Annotated in this window: 24 protein-coding genes; 9 read left to right on the top strand and 15 right to left on the bottom strand. The window is 64.5% G+C overall.

Translation table 11 applies throughout. The annotated features are described in order from the left end of the window. On the top strand, positions 1–146 hold a 146-nt coding region (locus ACK41U_RS13115), incomplete at its 5' end, for a PLDc N-terminal domain-containing protein (RefSeq protein ID WP_409680948.1). A gap of 39 nt (positions 147–185) precedes the next feature. On the opposite strand, the gene ACK41U_RS13110 is transcribed toward ACK41U_RS13115, so the two are convergent. The 3 genes from ACK41U_RS13110 to ACK41U_RS13100 all read right to left on the bottom strand — a co-directional run bounded on the left by ACK41U_RS13110 (position 186) and on the right by ACK41U_RS13100 (position 1,929). Continuing rightward, positions 186–587, bottom strand: coding sequence for a DUF805 domain-containing protein (locus tag ACK41U_RS13110; protein ID WP_409680945.1), 402 nt, complete (start codon positions 585–587; stop codon positions 186–188). Between the two features lie 65 nt (positions 588–652). Then, positions 653–1,273 (bottom strand): Smr/MutS family protein, encoded by a 621-nt coding sequence (locus ACK41U_RS13105; protein WP_409680942.1) that lies wholly within the window; start codon positions 1,271–1,273, stop codon positions 653–655. Further along, positions 1,273–1,929 (bottom strand): Tim44/TimA family putative adaptor protein, encoded by a 657-nt coding sequence (locus ACK41U_RS13100; RefSeq protein WP_409680939.1) that lies wholly within the window; start codon positions 1,927–1,929, stop codon positions 1,273–1,275. Before ACK41U_RS13100 ends, ACK41U_RS13105 begins: the two co-directional genes overlap by 1 nt. A gap of 109 nt (positions 1,930–2,038) precedes the next feature. Here ACK41U_RS13100 and ACK41U_RS13095 point away from each other — a divergent pair, with 109 nt between their 5' ends. Genes ACK41U_RS13095 through ACK41U_RS13085 form a run of 3 tightly spaced genes read left to right on the top strand, consistent with a single transcriptional unit; the run spans position 2,039 to position 3,817 of the window. Beyond that, complete coding sequence (locus tag ACK41U_RS13095; protein ID WP_409680936.1) at positions 2,039–2,605, top strand: FxsA family protein; 567 nt, start codon at positions 2,039–2,041, stop codon at positions 2,603–2,605. Between the two features lie 54 nt (positions 2,606–2,659). Further along, positions 2,660–3,190, top strand: coding sequence for a protein-export chaperone SecB (secB, locus tag ACK41U_RS13090; protein ID WP_409680933.1), 531 nt, complete (start codon positions 2,660–2,662; stop codon positions 3,188–3,190). 15 nt (positions 3,191–3,205) lie between these two features. Continuing rightward, positions 3,206–3,817 (top strand): HD domain-containing protein, encoded by a 612-nt coding sequence (locus tag ACK41U_RS13085; protein WP_409680931.1) that lies wholly within the window; start codon positions 3,206–3,208, stop codon positions 3,815–3,817. A gap of 21 nt (positions 3,818–3,838) precedes the next feature. On the opposite strand, the gene ACK41U_RS13080 is transcribed toward ACK41U_RS13085, so the two are convergent. The 3 genes from ACK41U_RS13080 to ACK41U_RS13070 form a co-directional block, all read right to left on the bottom strand. Beyond that, complete coding sequence (locus ACK41U_RS13080) at positions 3,839–4,150, bottom strand: H-NS family nucleoid-associated regulatory protein (RefSeq protein ID WP_409680928.1); 312 nt, start codon at positions 4,148–4,150, stop codon at positions 3,839–3,841. Between the two features lie 77 nt (positions 4,151–4,227). Continuing rightward, positions 4,228–4,779, bottom strand: coding sequence for an ActR/PrrA/RegA family redox response regulator transcription factor (locus ACK41U_RS13075; protein WP_409680925.1), 552 nt, complete (start codon positions 4,777–4,779; stop codon positions 4,228–4,230). Positions 4,780–4,886: 107 nt separating this feature from the next. Then, positions 4,887–5,516 carry an SCO family protein gene (locus ACK41U_RS13070; protein ID WP_409680922.1) on the bottom strand — a complete coding sequence of 210 codons (630 nt, stop codon included), beginning with the start codon at positions 5,514–5,516 and terminating at the stop codon, positions 4,887–4,889. A gap of 88 nt (positions 5,517–5,604) precedes the next feature. Between ACK41U_RS13070 and ACK41U_RS13065 the strand changes: the two genes are divergently transcribed. Both ACK41U_RS13065 and ACK41U_RS13060 read left to right on the top strand, forming a co-directional pair. Beyond that, the gene (locus ACK41U_RS13065) at positions 5,605–6,948 is read left to right on the top strand and encodes an ActS/PrrB/RegB family redox-sensitive histidine kinase (RefSeq protein ID WP_409680919.1); all 1,344 of its coding nucleotides are present in this window, start codon (positions 5,605–5,607) and stop codon (positions 6,946–6,948) included. 67 nt (positions 6,949–7,015) lie between these two features. Next, positions 7,016–8,626: a PAS-domain containing protein gene (locus tag ACK41U_RS13060; protein ID WP_409680917.1), complete on the top strand. Its 1,611-nt coding sequence runs from the start codon at positions 7,016–7,018 to the stop codon at positions 8,624–8,626. Between the two features lie 51 nt (positions 8,627–8,677). Here ACK41U_RS13060 and glpK read toward each other — a convergent pair whose 3' ends face one another. The 8 genes from glpK to glpD all read right to left on the bottom strand — a co-directional run bounded on the left by glpK (position 8,678) and on the right by glpD (position 17,806). Beyond that, a complete protein-coding gene (gene glpK / locus ACK41U_RS13055; RefSeq protein ID WP_409680914.1) occupies positions 8,678–10,162 on the bottom strand; it encodes a glycerol kinase GlpK in 1,485 nt (494 codons plus the stop codon). A 68-nt stretch (positions 10,163–10,230) separates the two neighbouring features. Next, positions 10,231–11,934, bottom strand: a complete 1,704-nt coding sequence (locus ACK41U_RS13050; RefSeq protein ID WP_409680911.1) for an ABC transporter substrate-binding protein — start codon at positions 11,932–11,934, stop codon at positions 10,231–10,233. A 39-nt stretch (positions 11,935–11,973) separates the two neighbouring features. Then, on the bottom strand, positions 11,974–12,249 hold the full coding sequence (locus ACK41U_RS13045; RefSeq protein ID WP_409680908.1) for a DUF2160 domain-containing protein: 276 nt from the start codon (positions 12,247–12,249) through the stop codon (positions 11,974–11,976). A 14-nt stretch (positions 12,250–12,263) separates the two neighbouring features. Then, positions 12,264–13,118 (bottom strand): carbohydrate ABC transporter permease, encoded by an 855-nt coding sequence (locus ACK41U_RS13040; RefSeq protein WP_409680905.1) that lies wholly within the window; start codon positions 13,116–13,118, stop codon positions 12,264–12,266. Between the two features lie 4 nt (positions 13,119–13,122). Continuing rightward, positions 13,123–13,989 carry a carbohydrate ABC transporter permease gene (locus ACK41U_RS13035; protein ID WP_409680903.1) on the bottom strand — a complete coding sequence of 289 codons (867 nt, stop codon included), beginning with the start codon at positions 13,987–13,989 and terminating at the stop codon, positions 13,123–13,125. Positions 13,990–14,015: 26 nt separating this feature from the next. Then, on the bottom strand, positions 14,016–15,086 hold the full coding sequence (locus ACK41U_RS13030; protein ID WP_409680900.1) for an ABC transporter ATP-binding protein: 1,071 nt from the start codon (positions 15,084–15,086) through the stop codon (positions 14,016–14,018). An 11-nt stretch (positions 15,087–15,097) separates the two neighbouring features. Further along, positions 15,098–16,180: an ABC transporter ATP-binding protein gene (locus ACK41U_RS13025; RefSeq protein ID WP_409680897.1), complete on the bottom strand. Its 1,083-nt coding sequence runs from the start codon at positions 16,178–16,180 to the stop codon at positions 15,098–15,100. Between the two features lie 27 nt (positions 16,181–16,207). Then, the gene (glpD, locus tag ACK41U_RS13020; protein ID WP_409680894.1) at positions 16,208–17,806 is read right to left on the bottom strand and encodes a glycerol-3-phosphate dehydrogenase; all 1,599 of its coding nucleotides are present in this window, start codon (positions 17,804–17,806) and stop codon (positions 16,208–16,210) included. A gap of 281 nt (positions 17,807–18,087) precedes the next feature. Between glpD and ACK41U_RS13015 the strand changes: the two genes are divergently transcribed. From ACK41U_RS13015 to ACK41U_RS13005, 3 genes are all read left to right on the top strand, one after another. After that, complete coding sequence (locus ACK41U_RS13015; protein WP_409680891.1) at positions 18,088–18,852, top strand: DeoR/GlpR family DNA-binding transcription regulator; 765 nt, start codon at positions 18,088–18,090, stop codon at positions 18,850–18,852. 143 nt (positions 18,853–18,995) lie between these two features. Next, entirely contained in the window at positions 18,996–20,342 is a 1,347-nt protein-coding gene (locus ACK41U_RS13010) for a mechanosensitive ion channel family protein (RefSeq protein ID WP_409680888.1), read from the top strand. A gap of 181 nt (positions 20,343–20,523) precedes the next feature. After that, entirely contained in the window at positions 20,524–21,273 is a 750-nt protein-coding gene (locus tag ACK41U_RS13005; RefSeq protein WP_409680885.1) for an SDR family oxidoreductase, read from the top strand. A gap of 188 nt (positions 21,274–21,461) precedes the next feature. On the opposite strand, the gene ACK41U_RS13000 is transcribed toward ACK41U_RS13005, so the two are convergent. After that, positions 21,462–26,324, bottom strand: coding sequence for an OmpA family protein (locus ACK41U_RS13000; protein ID WP_409680882.1), 4,863 nt, complete (start codon positions 26,322–26,324; stop codon positions 21,462–21,464). Positions 26,325–26,338 lie beyond the last annotated feature (14 nt).

The following is a 26,338-nucleotide window of genomic DNA, read 5'->3' as shown; positions in this document are numbered from 1 at the left end:
TGGATGTCTGGGCGATCGCCTCGATCATCAACACCAATGCCAGCAACGGCACCAAGATCCTGTGGATCCTGCTGATTCTGGTTCTGCCGGTGGTCGGCCTGATCATCTGGTGGTTTGCCGGGCCCAAGGCGAATTACGGCCGCTGACGCCTCGGGCATGTCGTCATCAGGACGCGCAAGGGCCGATCAGCCCTGCGCGATGGCGATTGTGTCTGCGGCCTTTGGATCCGGACCAAAACGGTTGGTCGACCGCTCACCATCCGTGCAATGCCAGACAATCAGGATGATCCAGCCAATCAGGGGAATAAGCATGATCAGCACCCACCACCCGCTTCGACCGATATCGTGAAGACGGCGGACGGTGACGGCCAAGGCAGGCAGAAACGTCGCCAGAGAGTAGATGTCCGAGATCCCGAATTCCTGCGCGGAAAACCCTTGCGCGAAGCCAAGGATCACCGCGACGATAAAAAGGATCACCGCGACGATAAAGTTGAACAGGGTAAAATACCAAAATTCGGACCGGCGCGCGCGCCCTGAAAATGTCACATATTTTGAAAAGCAGCTGCTGACAGCTTCGAACATGTTCATCTGAACGACCTCGAAAAAAATGTTACTACGCGCATCAGATTGAGAGAATACAGCGCGTCGTCAACTTATTTCGGCCGCCGCAGATAGACGTAATAGGCGCCCTCGCCCCCGTGATTGAGATGGGCGGGGGTGACCTGCTGCACCAGTACGGCCAACGCGCCGCCATGCAGCCAGAACGGCACCTGATAGCGCAGCGCGCCGGGGCGCGTGGGCAGAGGCCCGTGATCGCCGCGCCCCTTGCCGGTGATCACCAGAACCAGCCGCAGCCCCGCCGCATGGCACGACATCACGAACTGGATCAGCCGGGGATGCGCCTCGGCCAGGGTCATGCCGTGCAGGTCGAGCCGCGCCTCGGGGCGCAGCCTGCCACGGGTCATGCGCTGGTGGGTCTTGGGGTCCATCCGCAGCTGTGCGGCGGCCAGGTGCTGCGCCGGGCTGGGCGCGGGGGCATGCTGGCGCAGCGGGTGCTGAACTGACTGCCCGACCTTGAAAGGCGCAACCGCGCCCGGAGAGGGGCGCGGCAGGGGGTCTGGCTTGCGCGGCTGCGGCTTGTGAGGCTGATGAGGCTGCGGGTCTGCCTCGGGCGGGTGCGGTTTCGCCGCGTCCGGGTGCATCGGCTTGGCAGTGGCTGCGACCCGTGCCCAGATCTCGGAGTCTTCGGGCGTCAGGCCCCGGCGGCGGCGCATCAGCCGGTCGCGACAAGCTGCCAGTTCGGATCGTCCTGACCCATGCCGCGGGCGAAGGTCCAGACATCCTTTTGCTTGCGCGCCACCTTGGGATCACCCTCGACGACATTGCCATCGGCGTCGCGGGTGGCGGCGATCAGCTCGCCTGTAAAGCGGACGGTGATCTCGGCCAGACCGGTCACGGGGTCCAGCTCGGCACTGACAAGGCCGGTGTCGCGGGTGCCCAGATACTGCGCCTCCACCGTCTGACCGTTCTGTCGGCGCAGGTCGATGACGGACTGGAACGCCTCGGCCACCGGGTCGGCCAGAAAATCGCGCACCTCGGACAAATCGCCCCGCTCGAACGCCATCAGGATCATCTCATAAGCCATTTTCGAGCCGCCGAGGAAATCATGCACACCAAAGCCAGGCTCGACCTGCTTCATCAGGGCGAGCGCCTCGGCGGTCGGGCTGCCAGCCTCGGCATGGTTCAGAATATCGTGATCAAACTCTTCGGCGGTGCCGTCGATCACCTCGAAGCGTCGGGCGGGCTGGGCCGGGTTCTCAACTTCGGGCGGCTCGAACCCGTCGCGTGTTCCCAGCACGTTGCGAAGCCGCAGGATCAGGAATATGGCGATCCCAGCCAGAACAAGGAGCTGTAGAAGAGGGTTGGACATGAAGGCAACCTTTGTGCGAACGGGTCTGTTGGTATCTGTAGGCTTGGTCATTATGTAGGGAACGCAGCGGTGCAAGTCCAGTTTCCGCACCGCAAGGAGGTATTTGGCAATGTGGCTGTTCTGGCTGTTTCTGGCCATTCCCATCGTCGAGATCGCGCTGTTCATTCAGGTTGGCGGCCTGATCGGGCTGTGGCCGACGCTGGCCATCGTGGTGCTGACCGCGGTTGCGGGGACAATGTTGATGCGCAGCCAGGGCGCGCATGCCTGGGTCGAGATTCAGCGCAGTTTTTCGGAATTCCGCGACCCGACACGGCCATTGGCGCATGGGGTGATGATTCTGGTGGCCGGTGTCCTGCTGCTGACGCCGGGCTTTTTCACCGATGCCGTCGGCCTGTCGCTGCTGGTCCCGGGCATCCGCGATCTGGTGATGCGGCAGGTCGCGCGGCGGATGCGGGTGACGCGGGTCGAGATGGGCGCTGCGACAATGCGCCGCGACCCCCATCGTCCGCCCTATGGCGACGGGGTGATCGACGGCGATTACTTCGTGGCCGATGACGACCCGGATGCCGCGCAGACAAAAGGCGACCGCCCTGCGCCGCCGGATCTGCCGCCGCAGATCGGCGATGACGTTCCGCCGCGCCGGCGCCCCGGCGGATCGGGCTGGACGCAGCATTGAGGCGGACCCGCCCGCCTGCTAGAAGCGGGCGGAACCCAGATACGAGGATCCAAGATGGCCGACGAAATCACCCCGAACGGCGCCGCGGCGCAACCTCAGGCGCCCCAGACGCAGCTGCGCATGCAGGTTCTGGCGCAATATATCCGCGACCTGTCTTTCGAGAACGGCGTCGCGCAGAAGGGCGCCCCCGCAGGCGAGGTTCAGCCCGAGATTTCGGTGCAGGTCAGTCTGGATGCGCGCCGCCGCGGAGCGGAAAACCAGTATGAGGTGATCAACAAGTTCCGCGTCACCTCGAAAAACCGCACCGATGGCGCGACGCTGTTTCTGGCCGAGCTGGATTATGCCGGTGTGTTCCAGATCGAGGGCGTGCCCGAGGACCAGATGCACCCCTTCCTGATGATCGAATGCCCGCGCATGCTGTTTCCCTTCGTGCGGCGCATCATCTCGGACCTGACGCGCGACAGCGGCTTCCCGGCCTTCAACATGGACCCGGTGGATTTCGTGGCGCTGTATCGTCAGGAACTGGCGCGCCGCGCGCAGGCGCAGGCGGCTCAGCCCGCGCAGGCCGAAACCAAGCTGTCCTGATCCGGGCGCAAGGCGGTGGCCGCGCGCGCGCAAAGGGCCTGGCAGCGCATGCTGTCAGGCCGCAGGCTGGACCTGCTGGACCCGACACCCTTCGACATCGAAATCGGCGACATCGCCCATGGTCTGGCCTTTGTCGCCCGCTGGAACGGGCAGACGCAGGGCGACTGGCCCTATTCCGTGGCCGAGCATTCGCTGCTGGTCGAGGATATCTTTGCCCGTCTGGACCCTGCCGCGCCGCCGCAATGGCGGCTGGCGGCACTGCTGCATGACGCGCCGGAATATGTCATCGGGGACATGATCTCGCCGGTCAAATCGGCTCTGGGTCGGGAATATGGTGCGATGGATGAACGGATCGCGGCGGCGGTTCATCGCCGCTTTGGCCTGCCTGCGGTGATCCCCAAGCCGGTCAAGGCGCGGATCAAGGCGGCTGACCGCATCTCGGCGCGGATCGAGGCCGTCAGCATCGCAGGCTTTGGCGAGGCCGAGGCACGCCGTCTGTTCCCGATCCGGGACGAGGCGCTGTTGTCCGAATTCGGGCTGACATTGCGGCCACCGTCTGAAACGCGGGCGGCCTATCTGACGCGCTTTGCGCATCTGATAAAGCTGATGGATGCCGCACGCGCCTGAAAGCCGCGCGCGGCACTCAGATCAGATCGTCAGGTCTTCCAGCGCTTTGCCCTGATCAAGCAATTCCTGCACCCAGCGCGGCTTACGCCCACGCCCGGTCCAGGTCATCGTCGAATCCTGCGGATTGGCGTATTTCGGCGCGACGCTGCCCGTCTTGCGGGTCTTGGCGCCGGTCAGTTCCGCTAGGTTGAAACCGTGTGCGCGGGCGGCGTCTTCGACGGCGCTCATGGCCTCGCGGCGGCGGCGGTCCTCATAGGTGCTGATCGCGCGGTCCAGTTTGGCCCGCAGATCGCGCAGTTCCTTGAGCGACATTTTTTCAAAGTCCATGGTCATATTGCCTGCTATTATGTGCGTTATTATTGCGTGCTATATCATAGCCGCAGTATTTGGCAATTCAAGCTGTCGGACAATTAACGAGGGCCTCTTTTTGCAAGTATTCGCTGCAGCGTCCGGCGATGCATATGCAGCCTGCGCGCGGTTTCACTGACATTCCTGTCGCATTGCTCGTAAACCCTCTGAATATGCTCCCACCGCACGCGATCGGCGGACATGGGATTTTCGGGCGGCGGCGGCAACACCTCTCCGCTGGACAAAAGCGCTGACGTAACGTCATTCGCATCCGCCGGTTTCGCCAGATAATCCGTAGCGCCCATTTTGACAGCAGCAACTGCGGTGGCGATCGCGCCATATCCGGTCAGAACGATAATACGCGCATCGGCCCGACGCTCGCGCAAGGCCTCGACCACATCCAGCCCGTTGCCATCTTCAAGCCGCAGGTCGATCACGGCATAGGCGGGGGCCTTGCGTTCGATCTGGCGCATGGCCTGCGCGACACTCAGCGAGGTTTCGGTCTGAAAGCCGCGCTTTTCCATCGCGCGTGCAAGGCGGGTGACGAATATCTCGTCATCATCCACCAGCAACAGGCTGGGATCGGGTCCGATCTGTCTGGTCAGGTTATCCATCGCGCGTCCCTGCAAGATAATTGGAGGATGTAGTAACATACGCGCCAGGCGGCAAACAGTTGCGACAAATCGCAATGCCGCAGGCGGGTGCGACCATCAGGACACCATCAGGACGCCGCGTCCACAAAACAGCCGACACGCTCGGCCATATCCTCGGGGCGTTCGGTATTGGGGAAGAATTCCATCGTCTGGTTTCCGGGCATGACCAGATAGGTCATGGTCATGTGATCGACCAGATAATATTCCTTTTCCTCTTCGTCGTTGATCTTATACCAGTTCCGCCAGCCCTTGTTCACCGCCTGAATTTCCGCGTCACTGCCGGTCAGGCCAATCATGTCATCGGCGAACAAGCTGGTGAAATCGGCCAGAACTTCGGGCGTATCCCGACGCGGATCGACGGTGATGAACACATTCTGAATATCCGTGCCCTGCTCGGCCAGCAATTCCTGTGCCTGCGCATTTCGCGCGACATCCAGCGGGCACACATCGGGACAAAATGTATATCCGAAATAAAGCAGCGAGGGCTTGGTGAAAACTTCATCCGCCGTCACGCGCTGTCCGTCATGACGGGTCAGCGTGAAATCGGTGCCAAAAGCATCCATGCCGCCCGCGACCGTGCTGCCACGGCATTGCGCAAAATCGTCGCCCGCGCGTTGCTGGGTCAGAAACAAGGCGCCTCCGGCCAGAACTCCGATCGCGGCCGCCGCGCCGAATATCAGGATTTTCAGGTCGGCCATGGGATATCCTTATTGCGTGTCAAATCCGCGCATTGATTGCGCATCGGGTCGCGGTTATCAAGGCGCGCTCTGTCGCAGGAAGGTCGCGATGCCGGAACCCGCCGCACACACAGCCCCATACGAACCTCTGGCCGAGGCCCCCCTGACCATCAGCGACCACCACACGGCCGAGCCGATCCGCATCCGCACGCTGGTGCTGCTGCGCTGGTTCGCCATCGGCGGGCAGATGGCGGCGGTGGTGGTGGCCTGGAGCATGGGCATCGGCTTTGTCAAAGCCCCGGTGCTGGTGTTGATCGCGGCCTCGGTCACGATGAACCTGTGGCTGTTCCTGCGCCCGCCGCCCCGCACCTCGCCCGGTCGCGCGGTGGCGCAGCTGAGTTTCGATCTGGTGCAGATCTCGGCGCTGATGGCGCTGACCGGGGGTATGGCCAATCCGTTCGCGCTGCTGGTGCTGGCGCCGGTGACGATTGCGGCGGCCTCGTTGCGGGGGCGGCAGGTGCTGGCGCTGGGGCTGGCCACCGTGGCCCTGATCACGGTCGCGGCGGTGTTCGGCCTGCCCCTGCGGGGCCCCGACGGCCAGATGCTGCGGATGGAGCCCATTCTGGCGCTTGGCCACTGGGTCGCGCTGGTGATCGGCGTGGTGTTCTTTGCGGGTTACGCCCACCGCGTCACGGCCGAGTTGCAGGCGACCTCGAACGCGCTGTTCGCCTCGCAGATGGCACTGTCGCGCGAGCAGCGGCTGCAGCATCTGGGGGGCGTGGTGGCCGCGGCGGCGCATGAGATGGGCACGCCGCTGGCCACGATCAAGCTGATCGCGGGCGAGCTGGCCGACGAGTTGGCCGACCGCCCGGATCTGGCTGACGATGTCGCGGCCCTGCGCGCCTCGGCGGATCGCTGCGCCCAGATCCTGCGCAGCATGGGCCGCGCGGGCAAGGATGACCTGCACATGCGCGCAGCCCCCCTGCGCGCCGTGCTGGAGGATGCCGCCAGCCCGCACGCCGATCGCGGCCCCGTGGTCGAGATCAATGCCGAAGGCCCGGTGATCCACCGCGATCCAGCCATCATCCACGCGCTGCGCAACCTGATCCAGAACGCGGTCGATTTCGCCGAAAGCCGCGTGGTGATCGAGACGCAGCTGACCCAGACCAGCCTCAGTGTGACGATCCGTGACGACGGGCCGGGCTATCCGGTGGCGCTGCTGTCGCGGCTGGGCGACCCCTATCTCAGCCGCCGGGCCGAGGTGCAGCGCGGCAGCTATGAGGGGATGGGCCTTGGCCTGTTCATCGCCAAGACCTTGCTGGAGCGGTCGGGCGCGAGGCTCAGCTTTGGCAATGGCGGACCGGGGGCGATCGTGTCGGTGCGCTGGCCTCTGGACCGCATCCGGGCCGAGGATCGCCGCGCGCTGGCCGAAAATCCGCATATAGATCGCTGAGCGCTTAACCCATTCTTAATTAAGCTGTGCAAAACCTGCCATAAGTGACGAACGGAGGCTGGCTGCAATGAACATCGAAGGCATCGAACTGGTTGCGGTTGCGGTTCTGGCAGGCACGCTGTCGGTCATTCTGGCCATTGCCGTGATCCGGCTGTGGGATCGCCTGCGTCAGGGGCGCGGTTACCGGGGCGCGGGGCGTGACCGTCTGGATGCCGCGATCCAGCCGATGGTCTTTCTGTTCCGCCAGCACCGGCTGGTCGATGCGACGGCGCCCGCGCGGGGGTTGCTGGACCGGATCAGCGCGCCCGGCGATGACTGGACGCGCCTGCAGCAATGGATCGGCCCCCGCTTCCCCGAGGCGCCTGCCCGGCTGGCGCAGCTGGAGCGTCTTGGCCGGGTCGAGATGACCGGCGCACAGGGACGGGGCAGCGCGACCCTGCGCCTGCTGGCCGAGGATCTGGGCGAGCGCATGTGGCGCGTCAGCGTGACAGATCCCAACGCGGAACATGCGGGCATCGTGGTCGATTCCATGTCACTTCACGCAATGGAAGAGGAACTGGAGCTGCTGCATCTGGCGCTGGACCAGACCCCCATGCTGGTCTGGCGACAGGACGAGGAAGAGCGGATCACATGGGCCAACGCCGCCTATCTGCGCCGCGCCGAAACCCGCCGGGACGAGGCGCTTGGCTGGCCCCTGCCGCGCTTGCTGGACGCGCCCAAGCCGGTTCCCGGTGCGGGCACCGCAACCCGCCGCGCCGCGATCGAGGATAACGGGATCGTCTCGTGGTATGACTGTCACAGCCACCGCATGGGCGACGAGGTGATGATGTTCGCCCTGCCCGCCGATGCGGCTGTGCGGGCCGAACGCAGCCTGCGGGAATTCGTGCAGACGCTGACCAAGACCTTTGCCGATCTGCCCATCGGGCTGGCGATCTTTGACCGTCAGCGCAATCTGCAGCTGTTCAACCCGGCCCTGATCGACCTGACCGGCCTGCCCACCGGCTTTCTGACCGCGCGCCCGACCCTGTTCGATTTCCTCGACCAGCTGCGCGAACAGCGGATGGTGCCCGAACCCAAGGATTACCGCAGCTGGCGCCAGCACATGTCCAATCTGGAAAGCGCCGCCGCCACCGGCCACCATGTCGAGACATGGTCGCTGCCGGGCGGGCAGACCTATCGCGTCACCGGGCGCCCCCATCCCGACGGCGCGGTGGCCTTCCTGTTCGAGAATATCACCTCGGAAATCAGCCTGACCCGCAAGTTCCGCGCCGAACTGATGCTGGGCAGCCATGTGCTGGACGGGATCGAGGATGCTCTGGCCGTCTTTTCGGAAAGCGGTCAGATGGTGTTGTCCAATCAGGCCTATCGCCTGCTATGGGGCGACGGCACCCCCGATCTGCCCGGCGCTCTGGCGCGCTGGGAATCCGAGACGCGCGCCGGTCCGGGCTTTGCCAGCCTGCGCGAGGCCATGACGGCCACTCCGGACAGCACTCTGCGCAGCGATGGCGCGATGGCCGGTCCACAGGGGCAGTTGCTGGGCTGGACCGTCTCGCACCTGACCGGCGGACGGATCATGCTACGCTTTCGTCAGCCCGCAGCCGATCCCCTGACCGCACAGACCGCGCTGCTGACCGAACATCCGCCCACGCGGAAATTGCCCGGCGCCGTGACCCGCTGAACCGGCAGGGCGCCTGCCGGTCACCGGCACGGCGCCGTCATCGCAGCCGGATCAACCGCTGAACCCGATGGTCGCGCGGATCGCCTTTTCCCATTCGCCATAGCGCATGCTGCGGGTGTCCTCGGCCATATCCGGGGTAAAGCTGCGATCCAGCGCCCAGGAGGCCGCAAACCCCTCGGCGTCGGGATAGATCCCTTGCCGCTGGCCCGCCAGCCATGCGGCCCCCAGTGCGGTGGTCTCGGTAATCTTCGGACGGTCGACCTGCGCGCCGATAATGTCGGACAGGAACTGCATCGCCCAGTCCGAGGCCGCCATGCCGCCATCGACCCGCAGCGCGGTCCGGTCGCCCCCTTGCCAGTCGGCCGTCATCGCCTCCAGCAGATCGCGGGTCTGGAAGCCCACACTTTCCAGCGCCGCGCGGGCAAATTCGGCGGGGCCGGAATTGCGGGTCAGCCCATAGATCGCGCCGCGGCATTCGGGCTTCCAATAGGGCGCGCCCAGCCCGGTGAAGGCGGGCACCAGAATGACGCGCTGGCCGTCATCCGCGCTTTCGGCCAGAGGCTGCGTTTCGCGCGCCTCGCGGATGATCTTCAGCCCGTCGCGCAGCCATTGCACCACCGCGCCCGCGACAAAGATCGAGCCTTCCAGCGCATAGGTCGGCTTGCCGTCGAACTGATAGGCGATGGTCGTCAGCAGCCGCTGGGTCGAGGCGACCGGCGTGTCGCCGGTGTTCAGCAGCGCAAAGCAGCCGGTGCCATAGGTCGATTTCATCATGCCCGGCCGGAAACAGGCCTGCCCCACGGTCGCGGCCTGCTGATCGCCCGCAACCCCCGTGATCGGGATCGGGCGCCCGAACAGATCCGCCCGCGTCATGCCGAAATCGGCGGCGCAGTCGCGCACCTCGGGCAGCATCGACATCGGGATGCCGAACAGATCGCAGATCGTCGCGCTCCACCGGCCCTTGTGGATGTCATACAGCATCGTGCGCGCCGCGTTGGTCGCGTCGGTGGCATGGACCGCGCCGCCGGTCAGCCGCCAGATCAGCCAGCTGTCCACGGTGCCAAAGGCCAGATCGCCCGCCTCGGCCCGCGCGCGCGCGCCATCCACATTGTCGAGCAGCCATTTGACCTTGGTGGCCGAGAAATAGGGATCGACCAGCAGCCCGGTGCGGGCGGTGATCATGTCGCCATGGCCCGCCGCCTCCAGCTCGCGGCAGAAGCCCGCCGTGCGGCGATCCTGCCAGACGATGGCGTTGTGAATGGGCTTGCCGGTCCTGCGGTCCCAGACCACGACGGTTTCGCGCTGATTGGTGATGCCGATCGCCGCAATGTCGGGGTTGCCCGCCTTTTCAATGGCGCCGCGGCAGGTGCCCGCGACCGTGGCCCACAGATCCTCTGGGTCGTGTTCGACCCAGCCAGAGCGCGGGAAATGCTGGGGAAATTCCTCCTGCGCGCTGGCGCAGGGGTGCAGGTCGGCGTCGAACAGGATCGCGCGGGACGAGGTCGTGCCCTGATCAATGGCAAGGATATGGGTCATGCGGTTCCCTCTGTCAGCATGGCAAAGGGGCGCGGCGGACCGCGCCCCAAATGGTTGACGCGGGCGGCCTATTGCTGCCAGCGCTGGATCAGTTCCTCATAGGCGATGGTCACCGGCTCGGGCTTTTCATCCTCCAGCTTCGGCTTGGGCGCGCCTTCGCGGTCCAGCCAGACCTGCGGGTCTTCCGGCTCGTTCAGCACCGGGCCCAGATCGCCCTGCACGCCCGCGCGCTGCAGACGCTCCATCACGGCTTCCTGCTGCTCGCACAGCGCGTCTAGCGCCTCTTGCGCGGTTTTCGCACCCGAGGACGCGTCGCCGATGTTCTGCCACCACAGCTGCGCCAGTCGCGGATAGTCGGGCACGTTCAGCCCGGTATCGGACCAGCGCGTGCGGTCGGGCGAGCGGTAGAATTCGACCAGACCACCCAGTTGCGGCGCGCGTTCGGTAAAGCTTTCATGCCGCACGGTGCTGTCGCGCACGAAGGTCAGACCGGCATGGCTTTTGGCGGTGTCCACGGTCTTGGAGACGATGAACTGCGCGTAAAGCCAGGCGGCCTGCGCCCGGTCCACCGGGGTCGATTGCATCAGCGTGGCCGAGCCGACATCCTGATAGCCGACCTTCATCCCCTCTTCCCAATAGGCGCCATAGGGCGAGGGGGCCATGCGCCATTTCGGCGTGCCGTCATCGTTCATCACCGGCAGACCTTCCTTGACCATATCGGCGGTAAAGGCGGTGTACCAGAACATCTGCTGGGCGATCTGACCCTGCGCCGGGACCGGACCGGCCTCGCTGAAGGTCATGCCTGCGGCTGCGGGGGGCGTGTAGTTCTGCAGCCAGTCGATGTATTTCTCGATGGCATAGACCGCCGCCGGGGCGTTGGTCGCACCACCGCGCGCCATGCAAGAGCCGACGGGTTGGTAATTGTCGTTGACGCGGATGCCCCATTCATCGACCGGAAAGCCGTTGGGTTCGCCCTTGTCGCCCATGCCCGCCATCGACATCCACGCATCGGTGAACCGCCAGCCAAGGCTGGGGTCTTTCTTGCCATAGTCCATATTGCCCCAGACCGTCTGGCCGTCGATCTCGCGCCCGGTGAAGAACTTGGCGATGTCCTCATAGGCCGACCAGTTGACCGGCACGCCCAGCTCATAGCCGTATTCCTCCTGGAACGCGGCCATGATCTCGGGATCGGTGAACCAGTCGTGGCGGAACCAGTAGAGGTTGGCGAATTGCTGCACCGGCAGCTGATACAGCTTGTCATCGGGGCCGGTGGCCGAGGCCAGACCGATGAAATCGTCCAGATCCAGATCGGGGTTGGTGAAATCCGCGCCCTCGTTCGCCATCCAGTCGGTGATATTGCGGGCCTGCTGGTAACGCCAATGGGTGCCGATCAGATCGGCATCGTTGATGTACATGTCATAGACGTTTTCGCCGGTCTGCATCTGGGTCTGCAGCTTTTCGACGACATCGCCCTCGCCGATCAGGTCGTGCGTGACCCGAATGCCGGTGATGGCCGTAAAGGCGGGCGCCAGCACGCGGGCCTCGTATTCATGGGTGGTGATGGTTTCCGACACGACGTTGATCGACATGCCCGAATGCGGGGCTGCGGCGTCGATGAACCACTGCATCTCGGCTTCCTGCTCATCGCGGGTCAGCACCGAGCGGTCGCCGATCTCGGCATCGAGGAACGCGCGGGCGGCCTCGATATCGGCGAAGGCGGGGCCGGACATCGCCAGCAGGACCGCCGTGGTGGACATAAGTTTCAGGTTCATGGTTCCCTCCCTAGGAATTGTCAGTCTTGGTGCTGCCTGTCACACCCACCGGAACACGGCGGCGGCGTAGAACAGGCAGATCAGCAGCGCCCAGGGCTGCAGCGCCGCCCCCATCACACCCAGCCATGCCAGGTTGATGAAGGCGGACCCCAGAAGCGTGATGAACAGGCGGTCGCCGCGCGTCGTCTCGATCCCCAGAACGCCGCGGCGGGGCGTTTCGGGAAACCGGATCGCCAGCACCGAAAAGGTGGCCAGCAGCAGGGCGATGATGACGAAAAAGATCGCGGTCGGTGTGGTCCAGGCCATCCAGGACATGATGCGTTCCCCCCTTACACGCGGCCCAGGGCAAAGCCCTTGGCGATGTAGTTGCGCACGAAATAGATCACCAGCGCGCCCGGCACGATGGTCAGCACCCCCGCCGCCGCCAGCACGCCCCAATCGACGCCGGACGCGCCTTGCGTCCGGGTCATCGCGGCGGCAATCGGCTTGGCCGCGACCGAGGTCAGGGTGCGCGACAGCAGCAGTTCGACCCAGCTGAACATGAAGCAGAAGAACGCGGCCACGCCGATGCCCGACGAGATCAGCGGCATGAAGATCCGCGTGAAAAAGCGCGGAAAGCTGTAGCCGTCGATATAGGCGGTCTCGTCGATTTCCTTGGGCACGCCGCGCATGAAGCCCTCAAGGATCCAGACCGCCAGCGGCACGTTGAACAGGCAATGCGCCAGCGCCACCGCGATATGCGTGTCAAACAGCCCGACGCTGGAATAGAGCTGAAAGAACGGCAGCGCAAAGACGGCAGGCGGCGCCATGCGGTTGGTCAAGAGCCAGAAGAACAGATGCTTGTCGCCCATGAAGTGATAGCGGCTGAAGGCATAGGCCGCAGGCAGCGCGACGGCGACCGAGATCACCGTGTTCATCACCACATAGATCAGGCTGTTGACATAGCCCATATACCAGCTGGGATCGGTCAGGATGGTGACATAGTTCTGAAAGGTCAGGTTCTGCGGCCAGAGGCTGAAGGTGCCGGTGATCTCGGCATTGGTCTTCAGGCTCATATTGATCAGCCAGTAGATCGGCAGCATCAGAAACAGCAGATACAGCCCCATGATGATCACGCTGCCCCTGATGCGCGGCAGGGCGCGGGCACGGGGGGTTGCCGTGGCGGTTGCGGTCAGATCGGCCATCGCATCAGCCCCTTTTGTCCAGATTGGTCATCACGGTATAAAACACCCATGAAATCAGCAGGATGACCAGAAAATACATCAGCGAGAAGGCGGCAGCCGGCCCCAGATCGAACTGGCCAAGCGCCATCTTCACAAGGTCGATCGACAGGAAGGTGGTGGCATTGCCGGGGCCGCCTCCGGTGACGACGAAGGGCTCGGTATAGATCATGAAGCTGTCCATGAAGCGCAGCAGCACCGCGATCATCAGCACGCCCGCCATCTTGGGCAGCTCGATATAGCGGAACACCTTCCAGCGGCTGGCCTGATCAATGCGCGCCGCCTGATAATAGGCGTCGGGGATGGATTGCAGCCCGGCATAGGCCAGCAGTGCGACCAGCGAGGTCCAGTGCCACACATCCATCACGATCACCGTGGCCCAGGCATGAACCGTGTTCTGGGTATAGTTATAGTCGATTCCCAGCGCGTTCAGCGTATAGCCCAGCAGCCCGATATCGACGCGGCCAAAGATCTGCCAGATCGTGCCCACCACATTCCACGGGATCAGCAGCGGCAGCGACATCAGCACCAGCACGATGCTGGCCCAGACCCCGCGTTTCGGCATGTTCAGCGCGATCAGGATGCCAAGCGGAATCTCGATGGCGATAATGATCCCCGAGAAGGCCAGCTGGCGCCACAGCGCGCTCCACATCCGGTCGGAATGCAGCAGTTGTTCGAACCAGCCCAGCCCCTCCCAGAAAAAGACATTGTTTCCGAACGTGTCCTGAAAGGCGTAGTTCACCACCGTCATCAGCGGGATCACCGCCGAGAATGCGACCAGAACCAGCACCGGCAGAACCAGAAACCATGCCTTGTGATTGACGGTCTTTTCCACGTTTTTCCCCCTCCCTTCGCGCGCCCTCAGGCGGCGCTGACGCGCCAGTCGTCGGCGTAGACATTGACCCGTGCGGGGTCGATCACGACGCGGCGCATGGCCTCGCCGATCGCCTGATCCTCTGGCGCGATGATATTGATGTCGTGGCCCTGCAGCTCGGCCCGGATGATGCGGTGACGGCCCACATCCTCGATCCGGCGGATGGTCACGGGCAGGCCGTCATCTTCCGACAGGCGCAGATGTTCGGGGCGCACCCCGATCTGGACCTTGCCCGACAGCGCGCGATAATCGCCCGCCAGAGGCGTGACACCGCCGGGAATCCGCGCCTCGCGCCCCATGATTTCGGCGGGCAGCAGGTTCATGCCGGGCGAGCCGATGAAATAGCCCACGAACGTATGTTCGGGCCGGTCGAACAGCTCTTCGGGCGTGCCGATCTGCACGACGCGGCCGTCATACATGACCACCACCTTGTCGGCGAAGGTCAGCGCCTCGGTCTGGTCATGGGTCACATAGATCATGGTATGGCCGAAATCGTGGTGCAGCTTTTTCAGCTGCGTGCGCAGTTCCCACTTCATATGCGGGTCGATCACGGTCAGCGGCTCGTCGAACAGCAGCGCGTTCACGTCTTTGCGCACCATGCCGCGACCAAGGCTGATCTTCTGTTTCGCATCCGCCGTCAGCCCGCGCGCCTTGCGGTCGAGCATATGCTCCATCCCGATCATGGCGGCGATCTCGGCCACCCGCTCGGCGACATAGGCCTCGGGGCGGCCCCGGTTGCGCAGCGGGAAGGCCAGGTTGTCGCGCACGGTCATGGTGTCGTAGACGACCGGGAACTGGAACACCTGCGCGATATTGCGTTCCGCCGTGGGCGCGCGGGTCACGTCCTGCCCGTCGAACAGGATGCGCCCCTGTGAGGGCACCAGCAGCCCCGAGATGATATTGAGCAGCGTCGATTTTCCGCAACCGGAGGCGCCCAGCAGCGCATAGGCGGCGCCGTCCTCCCAGTCGTGGTTCAGTTCCTTCAGCGCATAATCGTCCGGGCCCTTGGGCTGGGGCAGATAGGAATGCGCCAGGTTGTCCAGCGTGATCTTGGCCATCGTCCCCTCCGTTACGCGGCTGCGGCATAGGCGGCGGCGGTGACCAGACGGCCATCCTCGCCAAAGACATAGATGTGGCGCGGCTCGAGCCAGACCGGCAGCGGCTGGCCAAGCGCCAGATCGTGGATGCCGTGGATCAGCCCCACCCATCTGGTGCCGTGGTGATCCAGATGCACGAAGGTCTCGGAGCCGGTCAGTTCGGTCACCACCAGCCGCGTGTCAAAGCGCAGCGCCTCGGCCGATGGCTGGCGCAGATACAGGTGATTGGGCCGGAACCCGGCCAGATAGCGCCCGTCGGCCAGCCCGGCCAGCGGCCCGGCGGGCGCGCGCGTGTCGCCATAGGTCAGGGCGCCCGCCGACAGGGTGACGGGCAGGAAATTCATCGGCGGATCGCTGAAGACGCGCGCCGTGGTCGCATCGACCGGCTGGCGATAGACCTGTGGCGTCAGGCCGAACTGCGTCACCCGCCCCTCCCACAGGGTGGCGGTATTGCCGCCCAGCAACAACGCCTCTTCGGGTTCGGTCGTGGCATAGACAAAGATCGCGCCCGAGGCCTCGAAGATGCGCGGGATCTCGATCCGCAACTCTTCGCGCAGCTTGTAATCGAGGTTCGCCAGCGGCTCGTCCAGCAGCACGAGGCCGGCATTCTTGACCAGCGCGCGGGCCAGCGCGCAGCGCTGCTGCTGCCCGCCCGACAGCTCCAGCGGGCGCCGGTCCAGCATCGGGCTCAGGCGCATCATATCGGCGGTTTCCCGGACGCGGCGGTCGATTTCGGCACGATCCACGCCCATCAGCCGCAGGGGCGAGGCGATGTTCTCGAACACCGTCATCGCCGGATAGTTGACGAACTGCTGATAGACCATCGCCACCTGCCGGTCCTGCACCCGCATGCCGGTCACATCCTGCCCCTGCCAGATCACGCGGCCCTGCGCGGGCCGGTCCAGCCCCGCCATCAGCCGCATGAGCGAGGTCTTGCCCGACAAAGTCGGCCCCAGCAGCACGTTCATCGTGCCCTTTTCCAGCCGCAGATCGGTGGGGTGGATATGCACCTGCCCCTCGACGATCTTGCTGACGCCCTGCAATTCCAATGTCATGTCGTTCCCCCTCCCCTTCGGTGGCCGCTATTCGGCGGCAGCCGCGGCACCGCCCCTTCGGGCGCGCATCCAGTCGTCCAGTTCGCCGATCTGCGCGGCACTCAGCCGCAGTCCCAGCTTGCTGCGGCGCCAGACGATGTCCTCGGCGCTGCGGGCATATTCATGGTCCATCAGCCAGATTACCTCGGCTTCGGTCAAAGTCGCGCCGAAATCGCGGCCCGGATCACCGGGCGCATCTGCGCCGGTCAGCACCTGCGCCGCATCGCGCCCATAGGCCCGCACCAGCCGCTGCGCCCAACGCGCGTCCAGAAACGGATGCGCCGCGCGCAGATCCGCAATCAGCGCGGGCACGCCATCGACCGGAAAATCCCCGCCCGGCAGCGCCGCGCCTTTGGTCCAGGCGCCCGGCAGGCCCGGAAAGAACGGCGCGATCTTGTCCAGCGCCGATTCCGCCAGCCGCCGATAGGTGGTGATCTTGCCGCCAAAGACGTTCAGCACCGGCGCGCCGCCCGTCTGATCGACCTTGAGCGTATAGTCCCGCGTCGCCGCCGTCGCGCTCTGGGCGCCGTCATCATACAGCGGGCGGACGCCGGAATAGGACCAGACCACATCCCCGGCGGTGACCGGCTGGCGGAAATACTGGCTGGCGAAATTCAGCAGATAATCGCGTTCCCCGGGCGTGCATTCAGGCGCCTGCGAGGGGTCCTCGTGTTCGGCGTCGGTGGTGCCGATCAGGGTGAAATCGCCCTCATAGGGGATCGCAAAGATGATCCGGCCATCGGTGCCCTGAAAGAAATAGCATTTGTCGTGATCATACAGCCTGCGCGTCACGATATGGCTGCCGCGCACCAGCCGCACGCCCTCGGTCGAGTTCAGGCGGATCCGCGACTGGATGATCTCACCGACCCAAGGGCCACCGGCATTCACCAGAACCCGCGCCAGATGGATGCGCGTCTCGCCGGTCCCGGCATCCTGCGTCGTCACGCGCCAATGTTCGTTTTCACGCTCGGCGGACAGAACCTTTGTGCGGGTCATGATCTGCGCGCCCCGCGCCTCGGCATCGCGGGCGTTCAGCACCACAAGGCGCGAATCCTCGACCCAGCAGTCGGAATACTCGAAGGCACGGCGAAAGCGGTCCTGCAGGGGGGCGCCTTCGGGTGTGCCCTCCAGCGACAGGGTCGCGGTGCCGGGCAGGATCTTGCGACCGCCCAGATTGTCATAGAGAAACAGCCCCAGACGGATCAGCCAGGCCGGGCGCCGCCCCCGCATCCAGGGCATCACCAGCCCCATGATCTTCGAGGTCGGCGTGTCGGATTCAAACCGCATATCAGGGTGATAGGGCAGAACAAAGCGCATCGGCCAGCTGATATGCGGCATGGCGCGCAGCAGGATCTCACGTTCGACCAGCGCCTCGCGGACCAGCCGGAATTCGAAATATTCCAGATAGCGCAGCCCGCCATGAAACAGCTTGGTCGAGGCGCTGGAGGTCGCCTGCGCCAGATCGCCCATCTCGGCCAGCCGCACCGACAGGCCCCGCCCTGCGGCGTCACGGGCAATGCCGCAGCCATTGATGCCGCCGCCGATCACGAACAGGTCGACCGTCTCCTGTGCTGCATCTGCGGTCATGCGGGCCTCCTCTGGCACTCCTGAACTGTCAGAACCTTGCCGCAGGTCGCACCAAAAAGAAAGGATTTTGTATTCGTTTCCTTTCTTTTTTAGGTGTTGTGATAATTCAGTGGGTTACCGATCCTGATCCATGCCGCCTCCGGTCCCTGACGCCCTTTCGGACCAGAGACCCGCGCCCGCCAGGCACCACAAATCTGCTGATCAGACAGAACCGCAAGAATACGAACATCTTGATTCGCAGATTCGAGCATGCGACATCAGGTCATTCCACCGGAGCCCGCATGTCACAGACCTTCCGCCAGCCCGAAATCCTTGAGATCGCCCGCCGCGACGGCAAAGTCACTGTCGAAGCACTGGCGCAGCATTTCGGCGTCACCCTGCAGACGATCCGCCGCGACCTGACCGAACTGGCCGATGCCGGGCGGCTGGAACGTGTGCATGGCGGCGCCATCCTGCCCTCGGGCGTCAGCAATATCGGCTATGAGGAACGGCGCGCGCTGAACCACGAGGCCAAGACCGCGATCGCGCGGGCCTGCGCCGCCGAAGTGCCGGAGAACATCTCGCTTTTCCTCAATATCGGCACCAGCACCGAGGCCGTGGCGCGCGAGTTGCTGGGCCATCGCAACATGCTGGTTGTCACCAACAATATGAACGTGGCCAATATCCTCGCCGCCAATCCCGAATGCGAGGTGATCGTGACCGGCGGCAATCTGCGCCGCGCCGATGGCGGCCTTGTCGGCACGCTGGCCGCCGAGACGATCCGGCAGTTCAAATTCGATCTGGCCGTGATCGGTTGCTCGGCGCTGGACCCCGACGGCGATCTGCTGGATTTCGATATACAGGAGGTCGGCGTCAGCCAGACCATTCTGCGCCAGTCGCGGCGGACCTTTCTGGTCACCGACCACTCCAAGCTGAAGCGCAGCGCCCCCGCCCGCATTGCCTCGCTTGCCGAGCTTGACTGCATTTTCACCGACCGTGCGCTGCCACCGGACCTGACGCGGCTGTGTCAGGGCTGGGACACGCGGATCGTCACGGCCCGGCCCTGATCACCGCCACCGCGTGACACCGGACCCACGGATCGGCCAGCAGCCAGGCTCAGGACGGGGTCTTGCCAGCCTGCTTGCCTGACCCGGCCAACTGCGTCAGTCTGATCCGAGGCCCCGCCTGCGGGGGCAAAGGCGGGAGAGGGATGGAGCGCGAGACAGATCAAACGCTGGCAAGCGAACTGGCCGCGCTGGGTCAAAGCATTGCGCAACTGGCCGACGCCTTCATGGCAAGCCTGCTGCGGCCATGGAACACCTATCAGATCGCCATTGCCCTGATGCTCTTTGTGCTGGCCCACGGGCTGCGGATGGTTCTGGCGCCCCGCCTTCACGACTGGATGCACGCCCGCGAGGGCTGGCCGATGTGGCGGATGCGGCTTCTGGTTCTGGTACACCGGCGCCTGCGCGGCATCCTGTTCGTGATCCTCATATGGCTGACTGTGGTGGTCATGCAGGAGGTGACCTGGCCCAGCAGGTCCTATCTGCTGGTCCTGCTGTCAAATCTGGCGCTTGCCTGGCTGATCATCGTGTTCACCACGCGGCTGATCCTGAATCCGCTCTTGCGAAAGACGGTGAGGTGGGGCGCGCTGATCTGGGTCACGCTGCGCGTTCTGGACCTGACCGACAATGTGGCACGGCTTCTGGACCGTCTGGCCATCGAAATGGGCGAAGTCCGCATATCGGTCCTGATGGTGGTGCAGATGGTCGCCACGCTTGCGGTCTTCTTTCTGGTCGCGAAATTTGCTGCGCGCTGGCTGTCCGCCCGGATCGCGGCCAGCGAAGACCTGACCCCCTCGATGCGCGTGCTGGCGGTCAAGCTGCTGCAGACGGCCATGTTCATCACCGCTTTCCTCATCGGCCTGCGCGCAATCGGCGTCGATCTGACCGCGCTGGCCTTTCTGTCAGGCGCGATCGGTCTGGGGATCGGCTTTGGCCTGCAGAAGGTCGTGTCAAATCTGGTGTCCGGTGTAATCATCCTGATGGACAAGTCGATCAAGCCCGGCGACGTGATCTCGATCGGCGAGACCTTTGGCTGGATCAACCAGCTTGGCGCGCGCTATGCCTCGATCTCGACGCGCGACGGGCGCGAATACCTGATCCCGAACGAGGATCTGATCACAGGGCAGGTCGTCAACTGGTCGCATTCCGATGAGTTCGTGCGTCTCGATATCAACTTCGGCGCGTCCTATGCCGACGATCCGCATCTGGTACGAAAGATCGCCACCGAGGCCGCCTTGACCGACGAACGGGTGTTGAGCACGCGACCGCCTGTCTGCCACATCGTCGGGTTCGGGGATTCCAGCATTGATTACGTGCTGCGCTTCTGGATCAAAGACCCGACGGGCGGCCTGACCAATATTCGCGGCAAGGTGTTTCTGGCATTGTGGGACAGGTTCAAGGCAAACGGAGTCACCATTCCCTTTCCTCAGCGCGAGGTGCGCCTGCTTGACCCCCCGGCCCGGCGCGGCAGGTCCAGCCCGGATCGCGACTGAGGGGCCATTGCGGTCGGCCTCACGGCGCTGACCCCGTCAGGCCCGGGCCAGCCCGGTTCTGATCGGGCAGCCCATGGACCTGATCGCAATCAGATTTGTATAAGCAGGGCTACGGGCAATACCGCCCCGCCATATCCGGACAGGCCTGCTTTGGTCTGATGTTCACCGCAGGGAGGCAAGGATGGTTGATTTTGCAGGCAAGGTGGTCCTTGTCACCGGCGCCAGCCGTGGCATCGGCGCCGCCACAGCGCGGGCCTTTGCAGACGCAGGCGCGCTGGTGGGCGTGATGGCCCGGAACGAGGCCGCCGTCAAAGACCTTGCAGCAGAGATCGGCGGCGTCGCCCTGTCCGGCGATGTCGCCCGCGCCGACGACATGGAGCGCGCCGTGGCGACGCTGAACGACCGTGCGGGGCGGCTGGATGTGCTGGTGAACAACGCCGGCGTCATCGGTCCCATCGCCGGTCTGGCCACGGCGGATCCAGACGCGTGGGGGCAGGCGATCGACATCAATCTGAAGGGCGTTTTTCACGGCATGCGGGCTGCATTGCCGGTGATGCGCGCAATTGGCGGTGGCACGGTTCTCACCGTCGGCTCGGGCGCCGCCCATGCGCCGCAACAGGGTTGGAGCGCGTATTGCGCAAGCAAGGCAGGCGCCTGCATGCTGACCCGCGCGCTGGATCACGAGGCCCGCGCGGATGGGATCCGTGCAATCAGCCTGTCGCCGGGCACGGTTGCGACGGACATGCAGGCGGCGATCCGCAGCAGCGGCATCAACCCGGTCAGCCAACTGGACTGGTCGGTCCATATCCCGCCCGAATGGCCGGCACGGGCACTTGTCTGGCTGTGCGGGCCGGATGGCGACGCGTTTCTGGGGGCCGAGGTTTCCCTCAGGGACGAGGCGATCCGTCGCCGCATCGGTCTGATATCCTGACATGGATCCAGCGCTGCCGCGCCGTGACCGGTCCACGCCCTGCAATCGCGTGGCCATCACTGTCGCGCGGCGCATTCCCCCCTCAACGGGCCAAGGTCCGGCCCTTACCATGCGCCTGATCGGCGCCAGCTTTGCCAGAGTGGACACGAGCTTGCGACCGAACCCGCGACGTCGGGTCTGCCCGTGGTTCAGTTGGGCGCCACGCTGAGCCGGTAGTCCACGCTGAGGGCAAGTTGCGGGATCTGCGGGCGCTGCCGGCCTTCGGTCAGCTCGGGCACCCGTGATGAGGTGAACAGGACGATCTCTTGCAACGAATTGAACCCGTCGCGATTGCCCACACGCGTGTCAGCCAGACCACCCAGCCCTTCCAGCAGCGCCGCCGTGAAGGCGCCATGCCCGCCGCCGAAGCTGTCATCCTCAAAGCTCAGCTCTGACCCCGAGGACGATGCGAAGACCACCGCCCCCGTCCCGCGCGTCAGGCTCTGCACGGCGTCATCCGCCACGACCCGCGTATCGCCTGCGCCGGAATGGCAGATGTCGAGCAACAGGAGGGCATTCTGGTTCAACGGCCGGTTTTCCAGGAAGCTGCGGAACCGGTCCACGCTCATCCCGGTATAGGGTCTTTGCAAATCGCCCTCGTGCGTCATGAAATAGAGCTGCTGTTCTTCGTCCACGACACCGTGCCCGGCCAGAAACAGTACGATGACATCATCCTTGCCAGCCTGCCCGAGGAATTCATTCATCTGCACGCGAACATTGCGTTCCGTCGCCTCGGCGTCGGTCAGCACCATGCTCTCGACGCGGCGGAACAACCGGCCCTGTTGCGCCGCCATCAACCGCGCGAGTTCAATTGCGTCCTTATGGGCAAAATTCAGGTTCTGGCTTGGGCGCTCATAGTCCGACACCCCGACCCCAAAGAACCACAGCGTCCGGCCTGCGGGTTGTTCATCACGCGTCTGGCCGCCTTCGCGCAGGATCCGGATCGTCTGGGTCTGAATGCGGGCGTCGCGCCAGACAAGCGATGCCTCAATCACGTTGGGACCCGGAGCAAGGTCAAAGCGCCGTTTCAGGCCAAGGATTTCCAGACTATCGAAAACCGCCTCCTCCTCGAAGCCGCGCGACTTCAGCACGCGCCGTCCGTTCAGCGTGTATTCGATTTCGGGATCGGCCAGATCAGCGCTGTCCTTCTGAACTTCCAGTTCCAGCATGAATGTGTCGTCGGTTGTCCTGACCTGTGCGTCCGACACCAGCCGGACCTTGTACGGCGCATCGAACACATCCGCCTCGACATTCGGACCATCCCTGGGCAGGTCCGCACCGCGGGCAATTGCGTCCAGCAGGTCGCGGATCAGGCCGGGGCGTTCGTATTGTTCGGAAAGCGCGGCGAATGGCAGGTAATTGTCACCCAGCGACCAGTACACGGACCCGGTGCCATTCAGCGATGCCGTGTAGCGCCCGTCCGGGGTAAAGGCGATCCATTCCTCATTTGCATGTGCTGCGATGGTCAGGGCCTGCTGCATGGTGTTCAGGTCAATGAACACCAGCTCGTTGCCCGTGGTCAGGCCGATGGCCAGGTTTCGGGCCTCATTCACCTCAAGGTGGCGCAGGTTATAGGGAAAGCTGATCTCGCGGCCGTCCAGCATGACATGGTCCCAGAACCATTCCAGCGTTCGACCGTCCTGCAAGGCAATCCGGTAGGCCGGGTCCGGCGTTTCGGTGCCGGTCACGCGCCCGTTGGCCGGATCGTGCAGGGACCACAGCCCCCGCCCGCGAAACTTCAGATGGGTGCCGCCTTCGGTCCATTCCATGTCAAAATAGCGGTTCTCGGTTTGAAAGCTGGTCACTTCGCGGTCCTGGTCCGGGTCATAGATGGTGACCACCCGGCCCTCTGTGCGACCGTTCCTGAAACCGGCAACCCAGGACGACGTGACCGCGACCATTCCGTTATCGGCCAGCTTCACATGGACCCTTGGGGCATAGATGTCGGGAAAGGTCGTGGGCTCGGACACGAGATCAAAGCTTTTGCGCATGACCGTCCGGAGGGTCGCTTTCTCGATCACATGGATCGTGGCGCCTGGAGAGGTGAAGGGCCCGTTGCCGGACGGAATGCTTCCCAGCGCGATATGGGTGGCGTTTTCGGACATGCTGTAGGGCTCACCGTCCAGCTGCAGAACCGTTTCACTGCGGAAGCTGGCCGCGTCGAACCGGTGCATCTGCCCTTGCTTGTCAAAGGTGAACAGAACGGTGCCGTCCGGCGACAGGGGCTGCCAGGCGAACGCGACCTCGCCGTCGATGCGATGGACCCGGCGGCCGGTCGTGACATTCCAGACATCGGTGCCTGCGGCATCGCGCGTCATCACCAGATCCTGCGACGGCACCATCGTCAGGCCCAGCCCCTCGCGCGCATTCCCGGACAGGCGGCGGTCCACCTGCAGGTTGCGGGTGTCCAGATAGGCGATCTGATCCTCAAGAACCGTCACGAAACTGGCCCCGTCAGGGGTGAAGCCGCCATTCAGAAGCGTGTCGCGGTCCCCGTCCGGACGGGTCAGACTGGCCAGAACCTCACCGCTTGGCACATCGACCAGCGCCAGCCGCATGGCATTGGTGAAGGCATCCACGATCATGACCTGCTGCTGGGTCGGGTGCGCCACAAGGCCAAAGGTCATGGCGGGCATCCGATGGCGCGCAACCTCGGCCCAGTCAGAACTGCGCCAGACCACCAGTTCATAGCTGTTGTTCATGGCGACCAGATAGGCGCCGTCGAACGTGCTGACCATGGAATGCACCCAGCCCGCATTTGACAGCGTTTGCAGGGGCTGCAAGCTGTTGGCATCGCGCACGATGGCATCATTTGTGCGCGGCGCCTTGGTCACGATATGCGCCCCGTCCGCAGTCCAGGCCAGCCCCTCGCTGCCGCGGATCGTGCCCATCTTGGCCACGGCCCGGATGCGGCGCGTGGACAGGTCATAAATGCGCACAAACCCATTCACATCGGTATAGGCCACGGCGTCGGAAAACGGAGACCAGGCCAATTCGTCCAGTCTGCTGGTATTGGGAAGCTGACTGTGCAGCAGCCCGGTACGCAGATCATAGATCAGAAGCGCGTTGTCGGTGACCCCCGTGACCCCCAGGAAAGAGGATTTGACCGCGATATAGCGCCCATTGGGCGAGATCTGGCGCCCGGTTCCGCCCACCGGCAGTTGATGCACCCGCACCATACGTTCCAGATCCCAGACCTGTGCGGGGGTGTGGCCGGTGACCGCGTAGCGGCCATCAGGGGTCAGCGCCAGCCCTTCGGCCTGCAGCCAGCCCGATGTTGCAATGCGCGGGGCCGTGATATTGCCATAGGGCCGGATCTCGACCCGGCGGTTCGTCTGCTTGCCGCTTTCGGTCGCGTTGGTGGCCAGCGGAATGCGCGGACCATGGCCCACGGTCTGCAGCCGTTCGGGCGCGATCGCGGCGCGGCGGATGAAATGCTCTCTGATTGCATCGGCACGCGCATGGCTGAGCGGCAGGTTGACGGCGTCCGTGCCGGTGCTGTCGGTGTGCCCTTCGATCAGAAAGACATAATTGTCCGCACCGGGCGCGTTCAGCGCCTGAGCCGCGCCGTCCAGAACCCCGAAGCCGCCCGGCTGGATCTCGGCCTTGCCGGTGGCGAATTCGACCGTCACGCGCAGGCTGTCACCAAAGCGCACCTCCCAGTCCTGCAGGAACGGGTTTTCGGCATAGAACTGGTCGCGCTGGCCGGACAGGCGCAGGGCATTGCTGATGCGGTTCGCGCGCGCGGCCAGCCACGTGTCCGAAAACCCACCCATCCGGGCCGCGCGCTCCAACAGGCGGCTGGCCTGCGCGAAATCGCCCGCATGCACACGGTTATCCAGATAATGGCCCAGAATGTTGCGTTGGCTGTCCCCGGTCGTTTCGGTCAGGTGGCGTTCGAAGACCGGCACGGCACGGTCATGCAGGGCGGCTTCCATGGTGAACCCGCTGTAGACCTGAATGGCCGTGTCCAGCTCGGTCTGCGTGGGGGCGTTGGCGATCGCGCGTTGGCCGAAATCCTCTGCCTTTTGCGGGTCCAGCTGGAAATCCCTGTAGGCCCAGACCGCAGTGGTGAGCACACGGAAATTGTCGGGAAGATCGCGCAGGCCCCGTTCCAGAATCGCCAGCCCGGCCGCGAAATCGTCATTGCCGATCGTCCCGAAGGCGCCCTCGACCGCTTCGGGGGTCGGGGCAATGTCATAGGCTTCGACCATCAGGTTGTGCGCATCGCGGTTCAGGTCAAAATCATTCGAAAGAACCATGGCCGCATGGCGCAACGCGGGCTCACTGCGGGCATTGCGCGCCCACCCGATCGCCTCCAGGATCACGGCGATCCGCGCATCGCGGCTGGCGCGCTGCCCGGCCAGCAGTTGCAGACGGTTGTCCAGCCAGCCCGTCAGCGCGTCGTGGTGATCGCTTCTGGCCAGCGCCTGCGTGAAATACTGATCCGCGCGGGTCAGATCGCCGTCATCGCGCGCGACGACGCCGCGCACATAATCAAACGTCCAGTCCTCGGACAGGCCGTCCTGCTCCGCCTGCCGCAGCATCTGCTGCGCGGCGTCCCGTCCCTTGGTGTTCTTTACCGTGTAATACGCGTATTGGACAAAGAACGGGTGCTGTGGCCAGACGGCGGCCCCTTGCAGGTAAAGCTCTGCGGCCTCGTCCATTTTTTCCATCCGCTCGAGGACATGGGCGAGGTTGGTATAGCCCAGCCCAAGCCCGGGGTCGCGGCGGATCCCTTCGCGATACAGGGCGGCCACATCTTCAAGGGGTCCCTGGCGCCCGTCCAGAACCCAGGCGCGCGCCACATGTCCGGCAGCGGTTTCAGGGTACTTTTCGGCAATCCACGCGCGGATTTGCGCACGCAACGCCGCACTGTTCATGGACACCGACAGCTCAAGCAGGTCGGGCAGGGGTTTGCCCTCGCAAAACCGGCAGTCAAGCGCCTGCGCCGTGCCCCCAAACGACAACGTGGCAAGCAAGACAAGATTGAACAGGGCTGCGCGGATCACGAGGCTCTCCTTCG

Source organism: Paracoccus sp. (in: a-proteobacteria) (assembly GCF_046289755.1).
Lineage (GTDB): Bacteria > Pseudomonadota > Alphaproteobacteria > Rhodobacterales > Rhodobacteraceae > Paracoccus.
The sequence above is the reverse complement of the archived record's forward strand: the minus strand, read 5'-3'. Positions and strand labels throughout refer to the sequence as shown.